This window comes from Sporolactobacillus inulinus, from assembly GCF_006539285.1.
GTDB lineage: Bacteria > Bacillota > Bacilli > Bacillales > Sporolactobacillaceae > Sporolactobacillus > Sporolactobacillus inulinus.
Genome location: NZ_BJMS01000116.1, coordinates 1 through 8,739, shown reverse-complemented (window position 1 = coordinate 8,739; position 8,739 = coordinate 1). Strand labels below are relative to the sequence as shown.

Here is an 8,739-nt window from a genome sequence, read left to right as displayed (position 1 = left end):
TTTTTGCCCGGTTTTTCTTATCTAGAAATAGCAAACCTGAAATCGGGCATACCATTTGTTTTCTCTCGTTTTTTATTCAATCATCGAGCCTAATAAAAAGCGAAACAGTTCCGATAAGTCGTCTTTGAGAGAAAGGGATAAGAAAATAAATTCCATGAAAATTAATTTGACAAGAAAGCGTTTTTATTTTAAGCTTAATTTGCTTAAAGGATGTTTGCGGTCTGAAATAAAGTGCCGAAAACATAAGGATTTGTTCGATGAACTTGATTATAGAGGACTTGTGTACACAGGGTTTGTTGCGTAATAATGAAAACGGTTTATAGGAGGCTTAGACATGGCAAAGAAAGACTACTCACAGCTGGCAGATGAAATTGTTGCAAATGTCGGCGGCAAAGAGAATGTAAAATCATTGATTCATTGCGCGACACGGTTGCGCTTCAGATTGAATGATCAAAGCAAGGCAAATAAGGAAGTGCTTGAAGATCTTCCAATGGTGCTGACGGCGGTTAGTGCCGGGGGACAATATCAAGTGGTTATCGGCGACGAAGTGGTGCCGGTCTATGAAGCGATTATGAATCGATACGGATTCAGTGCCACAGACAGCAAAGCTGCGGCGGGACAAGAAGAAAAAACAGAGGAGGCAAAATCGGAGAACTGGTTTGAACGTTTTGTTGCCGTTATCTCCGGCATTTTTACGCCGTTTATTTCAGTACTGGCCGGTGTCGGCGTTCTAAAAGGCGTCGCCATTCTTATTTCAACCTTTCACTGGTTGCCGGCAAACTCGCCGATCTATCTCATTATAAATACACTCGCGAGCGGCGTATTTACGTTATTGCCGATTTTCATTGCCATTACGGCAGCCGACAAGTTTAATACCAATCGCTACATCGCGGTTGCGCTGGCTGCAGCGATGATCTATCCGCTGACGGACGCTCAGATTCCTGAGGTTGCTCATTTATGGGGCTACGCGGTAGACTTTAAAACTTATGGCGGTGCAGTTATTCCGACCATTTTGGCGATCTGGCTAGAAAGTCATATCGAGCGCTGGTTTAAGAAGCGGCTTCCGGCAGTCATGCAGCTGGTTTTCGTTCCTTTTCTGACGTTGATTGTTGCCGGGCTGTTGACCTTCTTGATCATCGGACCACTCGGCACGGCGATCGGTACCGGACTTGCTTATGGGTATAAGTTCTTATATGACTTAAGCCCGCTGATTGCCGGCGGTATTCTTGGTGCCACCTTCCAAATCTTTGTTATTTTCGGATTGCATTGGGGCATCCTACCGATTTCGTTGATTAATATTCAAGCGTATGGCTATGATACCTTGCTTGCGGTTATGATGGTTGCCGTTTCCGGACAGTTCGGCGCAGTAACCGGGTCAATTTTCAGAGCAAAGAAGCTGAAAAACCGAGAAATTGCGATCTCAGCGGCAATCAGTGGATTCTTTGGGATTACCGAACCAGCAATCTATGGGATTAACTTAAAATACAAAAAAGCATTTATTTTTGGCTTGGTCGGCGGTGCACTTGGTGGTGCAACGGTGAGTGCAGCCGGCGTTAAATGCTTCAGCTACACACCGGTTATGAACATTTTTGAAATGCCGCTGTTTATTGGTAACAATTCAAGTATTGTATGGGCGATCATTGGTTTTGTTGTTGCCTTCCTCAGCGCATTGCTGCTCGTCCTTATTTTTGGATTTAATGAAAGCAACACGGAAAAGCTGTTCGCCAAGGTGACCTCTGGAAAGAAGAGTCTCACGGAAAAGAAGACAGCAAAACTTGGACTTAATGTAAAGGATGAAGCAGCGGCTTCAACCGCAACGGAAGAAGCCGAGCATCCGGCTGTGAACGTAAGCGACCTGAATTTGGCAGAAACCGTATACAGCCCGGTTGCCGGTAATCCGGTGCCGCTTTCTCAAGTAGATGATCCGGTATTCAGTTCAGGTGCGATGGGATCCGGTGTCGGCGTGCTGCCGTCGGAAGGAACTTGCGTGTCACCGGTAGACGGTGAAATTACGGTGGCTTTTCCGACCGGTCATGCATATGGAATCAAATCCGACAATGGTGTAGAAGTACTGATTCATATAGGAATCAATACGGTTGAATTGAAGGGCAAGCACTTTGATCCGAAAATTGAAACCGGTGCGAAAGTGAAAAAAGGCGATCTTTTGACAACCTTTGAGCCGGACAAGATTAAAGAAGCCGGTTATGATCCGACCACGATGGTGATTGTGACCAACACAAATAATTATGAGGCCGTTGTTCCCGAGCTAGACCAAGACGCCGCGATGAATCAGCCTCTGATTCAGGTATACAGCAAGTAAAAGGCGAACGAAAAAGGCGCTCATTTCCTTAATTGGAAATGGGTGCCTTTTTTTGTAAGTGTAGATGGTCTGTTGCTAAGATGCTTTATGGAGTAGGGACTGCGTCTGCATCATCCTTTGATACGTTTTCTTTATCCGACATGTTTTTATTCGCCCAGAAGGAGGCAAGGAGCGAGCCGGACATATTGTGCCAGATGCTGAACAGTGTTGCCGGAATTGCGGCGACCGGTGAGAAGAACGCCATAGCAAGGGCAACGCCGAGTGCAGAGTTCTGCATGCCGACCTCAAAGGTGATCGCGCGGCTTTTGGCGTGATTCATACCAAGCTTGCGACTGAAGAAGAAGCCGAGCAGGTAGCCGAGCAGGTTGTGCAGGATAACAACCGGAATGATGACAAGTGTGCCCGCAGTCACTAAGTCGCCATTCTTATTTGATGCAGCAACAACGCCGCCTGCGATCAGGATGATGGCAAGCGTTGAAACAAGCGGCAGCGCATCGGTTACTTTAGCTGCTTTCTTGCCAAACAACGTATTGGCGAGCACGCCGAGAACGATCGGCACAATAACGATTTCAACAACGCTGACAAAGAGCGACTGGGTCGGAATTTCTACCCAGTGACCGGCGAGCAGCCAGAGAATCAGCGGCAGCATCACCGGCGCGATCAGTGTAGATACAGCACCGATCGAAACACCGAGCGCAACGTCGCCCTTGGCGAGGAAACACATGACGTTCGAGGCTGTTCCGCTTGGGCAGCAGCCGACGAGGAGCACGCCGACAGCAACCGCAGGCGGGAGCTGGAACGCAAAACAAAGTGCGAAAGCAATCAGCGGCATAATCAAATAGTGAGCGACCACACCGATGATAACGTCTTTTGGACGTTTAAAAACAGCGGAGAAATCCGATTTCTTAAGGGTCATGCCCATGCCGAACATGATGATTCCAAGCAAAACGTTCACGTATGGAAGTACCCACGTGATTAAGCCGGGTTGGAAGTAGCTGACGACAGCAGCTGCCAGTACGAATGCAGCAAAATATTTTCCTAAAAATTGTCCCGTTGCAACAACAGCCTTCATGATTCAGAACATCCTTTCTCTTTTCGGGTATCCTCTTTTATTTTTCTGTCTTGTTCACGAAGTAGTCATAAAACTTTCAATCAAATGGCTGTTAAATGGATCACTTCATCGGCATCTTCTGTCTCTTTCTGATCAGCACGGATCAGTGTACAGGATTTGTCTTTTTCTCTTCGTCAGCCGATCCAGACCATGCTTCAGGCAGCCGCATCACGCCACCGGTATGCGCGGAAGTAACCAGTGCGGCATAGCGGGCTAGATAGCCGCTTCGCACTTTCGGTACAAAAGGCTTCACTGTTTTGCGCCGTGCAGCAAGTTCTTCATCGGAAACATGAAGCTGCACGGTACGGTTGGTCAGATCGATGGTAATCTCATCACCGTCTTGAACGAGCGCGATTGGACCGCCTGCAGCGGCTTCAGGGGAAACGTGACCGACCGAGATGCCGCGTGTCGCACCGGAAAAGCGTCCATCTGTGAGTAATGCAACCTCTTTACCGAGTCCGCGTCCAACGATTGATGAGGTTGGCGCAAGCATTTCCGGCATACCCGGTCCGCCTTTTGGGCCTTCATAGCGGATCACGACCACATGGCCCTTGTGTACCGTGTGATGATCAATGGCTTCAACCGCTTCATCATGTGAGTTGAAGCAGATCGCTTGACCGGTAAATGTTTTGACGGACGGATCGACACCGCCGACTTTGATGACCGCACCTTTTGGCGCAACGTTGCCGAAGAGCACGGAGAGCCCGCCTTCTTTGCTGTAGGCGTCTTCAAGCGGGTGAATCACTTTTGGATTTTTGATTGCCGCATTGGCGACATTTTCGCGGAGGGTTTTTCCTGAGACGGTAAGTCGATCCGGATGGATGACCCCGCCCATATCGGTGAGGACCTTGATGATCGCAGAGATGCCGCCGGCTTCGTGAACATCTTGCATTGAGAATGCAGAGCTTGGCGCTATTTTTGCCAGGTATGGCACCTTTTTTGCGACTTGGTTAATGCGGTTCAGATCGTAATCAATCGCTGCTTCAGAAGCAACGGCCAGCATATGAAGAACGGTGTTGGTTGAGCCGCCCATCGCCATATCGAGTGCAAATGCATCATCAATGGCTTCCGGAGTGATCAGGTCGCGCGGACGAACATCTTTTTTGATCAGGTCCATCAGTTTAAAGGCTGATTTCCGAACAAGTTCACGTCGTTCATCAGAAACGGCCAATGCAGTGCCATTGCCTGGAAGTGCGATGCCGAGCATTTCCATCAGGCAGTTCATCGAGTTGGCGGTGAACATACCGGCGCAGGATCCGCAGGTAGGACAGGCGGAGGATTCAAGATCCAAGAATTGTTCCTTGGTCATCTGTCCTTCTTTGAAGGCACCGACGCCTTCGAATACGGATGACAGTGTGAGCGCTTTTCCCTGAGCAGACAGCCCGGCTTTCATTGGGCCGCCGGAACAGAAGATAGCCGGAACATTGGTACGAACAGCTGCAAGCATCATGCCCGGCGTGATCTTATCACAGTTAGGAATGTAGAAAACGCCGTCAAACCAGTGTGCATTGATCATCGTCTCGGCTGCATCAGCGATCAGTTCGCGGCTCGGCAGCGAGTAGCGCATGCCGATATGACCCATGGCGATGCCGTCATCAACGCCGATGGTATTGAACTCAAACGGAATTCCACCGGCGTCACGGATCGCTTGTTTTGCAACATCAGCTAATTCGCGCAAATGCACATGACCGGGAACGATGTCCACATAAGAGTTGCATACGGCAATAAACGGTTTGTTCATATCCTCTTGATTCTTTACCATGCCGGTTGCGCGTAGCAGGCTTCTGGCCGGTGCACGATCGACACCTTTCTTGATCTCATCACTTCTCAATTCATTTCATCCTTTCTGTTTCTTTTTCTAAAATTCTCCAAAGGTACAAAAAAGCTCCCATTCAAATTGAATGAGAGCCTTGCCCGACTCCCAACTACGCCAAGGAGGACCCGGACAATCGTTATACATTTCAGCGATTGCCAGGATCCTAGATAATAATCACGACGCGTAGTTGGGACGAAACGAACATTATAATCAACCTCTGATTTAAATTAAGAATTTTGTAGAAGTTACTATAACACGCCCATTGACGTTCGTCAACGGAATTTTTAGAAAATGCATAGAATTCTTATTGAATGACAATAGGCCGGGTTAATCGATGCAGCATGCAAAAAGATTATTGGACGAGAAGGCGTGAGAAGAACGAACTTGGCAGATCCGTTGTTTCAAAATCTATTTAATCCTATACTATAAAGATATGAAAAAAATAGATACTCAATACCGGTTCACGTGGTTAAGCAAGCCAGCTCTGGATGGACCGGCTGAGGCAATGAAAACGGCTATTGGAGGAACGAAGCTATGGTTTTTGATACGCATAACCACACACGTTTTTCATTTGACGCAGATATGGATGTTCAAGAAGCGCTGAAAAAAGCGGAAAGCTGTCATATGAATCTCGTACTTACCGAGCACTATGATCTGAATGAACGTCAAGAGGATGGTTCTTCAGTCGATTTCGATCTTGCACATTACTTCGATGCTTATGGCCCGTTAAGAGGCGAGCATCTGCTGCTTGGAATTGAACTTGGTCTGGATAATCGGCCTGATTATACAGCACGCAACCGCGCACTTGTCGAAACCCATCCATTCGACATGGTGATCGGATCGGTACACAATCTTCAGGATTTTGATTTGTACTCGGATCGGGCGAAAAATTTTCTCAGTAAACACGATCTGTTTGGGCAGTACCTCATCTATGCCGAACATACGATTCACCGGAATCCGTATATTGACACGTTTGCCCATATCGATTACCCATGCCGTTATTTGAAATATAGCGATAATGTGCTTCGCTACGAAGACTACCCGCTCCTCATGGATAATCTGCTCAGCACGCTGATTGAGAATGATATTTGCCTTGAAATCAACCTTCGTCTCATTGATCAAAACGGGTTCCGTGAAGGACTTGAAAGTATTGTACGCCGCTACAGCGAGCTTGGCGGCAGCTATGTGACGATTGGCGGCGATAATCATACGGCGGAGTCGATCGGAACCAACTACGCGCTCGGTGAAGCGATGGCACGTGAGTATAATCTCGTTCCCGTTTATTTTAAGGAGCGCAAGCGAATGGTGGACAAGCTGACGCTCTAAACCAGATACCGGCCAGACAAAATCGGGGTTCCAAAAACCGTTTAGTCGATAAAAGAAGACGTTTGTGGTTAACAAAGGCGCTTCATGCAGGTATACTAATCGCAGAACGTAGCGAGAGAATGGAAAAAATCGCTTTAATTATAGGATGTGGTGTTTTTGACCCAGGCGGCGCAGAAACTGAATGAAGAGAAAGTATTTAAGGATCCGGTGCACCGCTATATTCATGTTCGGCACCGTTTGATTTGGGATTTAATCGGTACGCCTGAATTTCAGCGCTTGCGGCGTATTCGGCAACTGGGCACGACATTTCTCACCTTCCATGGAGCCGAACACAGCCGATTCGGTCATTCGCTTGGCGTCTATGAAATTGCCAGACGTGTGATTGATATATTTAAGTACCGAAACAACTGGGATGATTCGGAAACGATGATTGCGCTCTGTGCTGCATTGCTTCATGATGTCGGACATGGACCTTTTTCACATTCCTTTGAAAAGGTCTTTGGTACCAATCACGAAGAGTATACGCAGAAAATCATTCTCGGGGATACGGAAATTCACCGCTTGCTTGAACGGCAGGGCGAAGGATTCGCAGAAAAAGTTGCTGAAGTCATCGGCAAAACCTATCCGAATCGGTTGGTTGTCAGTTTGATTTCCAGTCAAATTGACTGTGATCGGATGGATTATCTGTTGCGCGATGCTTATTTTACAGGGGTCAGCTACGGCCATTTTGATATGGAACGTATTTGGCGCGTGATGCGCACGGTTGATGATCAGATCGTTTTTAAATTTTCCGGCATGCATGCGGTGGAAGACTATATTATGAGCCGTTACCAGATGTATTGGCAAGTATACTTCCACCCGGTGACACGCAGTGCCGAGGTGATTCTCACCCAGATTCTGCATCGGGCCAAAACGCTTTATCAGGAAGGGTTTCAATTCAAGTACACACCACATCCGCTGATTCAGATCTTTGACGGAAACATGACGCTTCATGACTATCTCAAGCTGGACGAGTCGGTTATTCTCTATTTCTTCCAGGTCTGGCAAGAAGAAAAAGATGAGATTCTGAGCGATCTCTGCTACCGGTTCATGAATCGGCGTTTGTTTAAGTATGTTGAATTTTCGCCTTCTCTGATTCACTCCAAAGATCAGCTTGCCCTTGCTTTTAAGCAAGCGGGCATTGACCCGCGCTACTATCTGGAAATTGATTCTTCATCAAATTCACCGTATGATTTGTATCGGCCGGGCGAGGAAGGCGAGCGGCAGCCGATTGAACTGCTGATGCCGGACGGGACGCTGCATGAGCTGTCGCAGGAATCCGATGTTGTCGGCTCCATTACCGGAATGCGCCGGACGGACTGCAAACTCTATTTTCCAAAAGATCGGATCGATGAACTGCCCAAACACGACGTTAATCGGAAAAAAATAAAAAATCTACTTGGCATCTAAGCGACTGCAGACAAAAACATGTGCAAACGAAACGATATAGAGATCATGATACATGGGGGATTAGGATACATGTTGGAAGACCACGCGAAAATTGCTGCCTTAATTCATCAGTCGGAGGATTATTTAGAACGCAAGAAACTTCAGAAAATCGTGTACATTCTTCAGCGCTTCGGTTGCCCGTTCAATCAGAAGTTCCATTTCTATTTTAGCGGACCTTATTCTGAAGAGCTGTCGATCCAATTGGATGAATTATGCGACTTTGGTTTTTTAATCGAGGACTGGACGAGTCGAAGTGATCAGGCTGAACAGTGCGCCTATCGCATTTCAGAAGCCGGGGAGGATTTCCTCTCCCATTATAAAGATGAGCTGCCGAAAACCCCGCTGATTCAGCGCGTGATGGGGCAAAAAACGTCTTTTCTTGAATGCACGGCAATGCTACTTTTCTTTGATCAGCTGCCACAAAATGCGGCGTTCGACAAAGTGAGAACGCTTGAAAAAAATGATGAGGTATGCAGCTTTCTCGAACCAGCACTTACGTTTCTTAGCGAACTGCGTGCGGCACGGGCTGCGGATGTGTCCGTCTTTTAATCGCAGGACATCTGCCAGAATAAGAAAAACCGGGCAAAAAGCGCCCGGTCCTTACTTCCGCCTTCCGCCTTCCATTCAGGCTTTGTTCATTACCTTGTGCACGAAGAGCACTCCAGCCGCTCGCTTGCC

At 47.6% G+C, this 8,739-nt stretch carries 6 protein-coding genes; 4 read left to right on the top strand and 2 right to left on the bottom strand.

Annotated features, from left to right (window positions below):
• Positions 1-334 precede the first annotated feature (334 nt).
• Positions 335-2,320, top strand: coding sequence for a beta-glucoside-specific PTS transporter subunit IIABC (locus tag SIN01_RS12940; protein ID WP_010026950.1), 1,986 nt, complete (start codon positions 335-337; stop codon positions 2,318-2,320).
• 85 nt (positions 2,321-2,405) lie between these two features.
• Here SIN01_RS12940 and SIN01_RS12935 read toward each other — a convergent pair whose 3' ends face one another.
• Both SIN01_RS12935 and ilvD read right to left on the bottom strand, forming a co-directional pair.
• A complete protein-coding gene (locus SIN01_RS12935; protein ID WP_010026952.1) occupies positions 2,406-3,392 on the bottom strand; it encodes a bile acid:sodium symporter family protein in 987 nt (328 codons plus the stop codon).
• 142 nt (positions 3,393-3,534) lie between these two features.
• Positions 3,535-5,262, bottom strand: a complete 1,728-nt coding sequence (gene ilvD / locus SIN01_RS12930) for a dihydroxy-acid dehydratase (protein WP_010026953.1) — start codon at positions 5,260-5,262, stop codon at positions 3,535-3,537.
• Between the two features lie 519 nt (positions 5,263-5,781).
• Between ilvD and SIN01_RS12925 the strand changes: the two genes are divergently transcribed.
• The 3 genes from SIN01_RS12925 to SIN01_RS12915 all read left to right on the top strand — a co-directional run bounded on the left by SIN01_RS12925 (position 5,782) and on the right by SIN01_RS12915 (position 8,610).
• The gene (locus SIN01_RS12925; RefSeq protein WP_010026954.1) at positions 5,782-6,573 is read left to right on the top strand and encodes a PHP domain-containing protein; all 792 of its coding nucleotides are present in this window, start codon (positions 5,782-5,784) and stop codon (positions 6,571-6,573) included.
• Between the two features lie 156 nt (positions 6,574-6,729).
• The gene (locus SIN01_RS12920; RefSeq protein WP_047035586.1) at positions 6,730-8,022 is read left to right on the top strand and encodes an HD domain-containing protein; all 1,293 of its coding nucleotides are present in this window, start codon (positions 6,730-6,732) and stop codon (positions 8,020-8,022) included.
• A gap of 69 nt (positions 8,023-8,091) precedes the next feature.
• Positions 8,092-8,610 carry a YwgA family protein gene (locus SIN01_RS12915; RefSeq protein ID WP_010023874.1) on the top strand — a complete coding sequence of 173 codons (519 nt, stop codon included), beginning with the start codon at positions 8,092-8,094 and terminating at the stop codon, positions 8,608-8,610.
• Positions 8,611-8,739 lie beyond the last annotated feature (129 nt).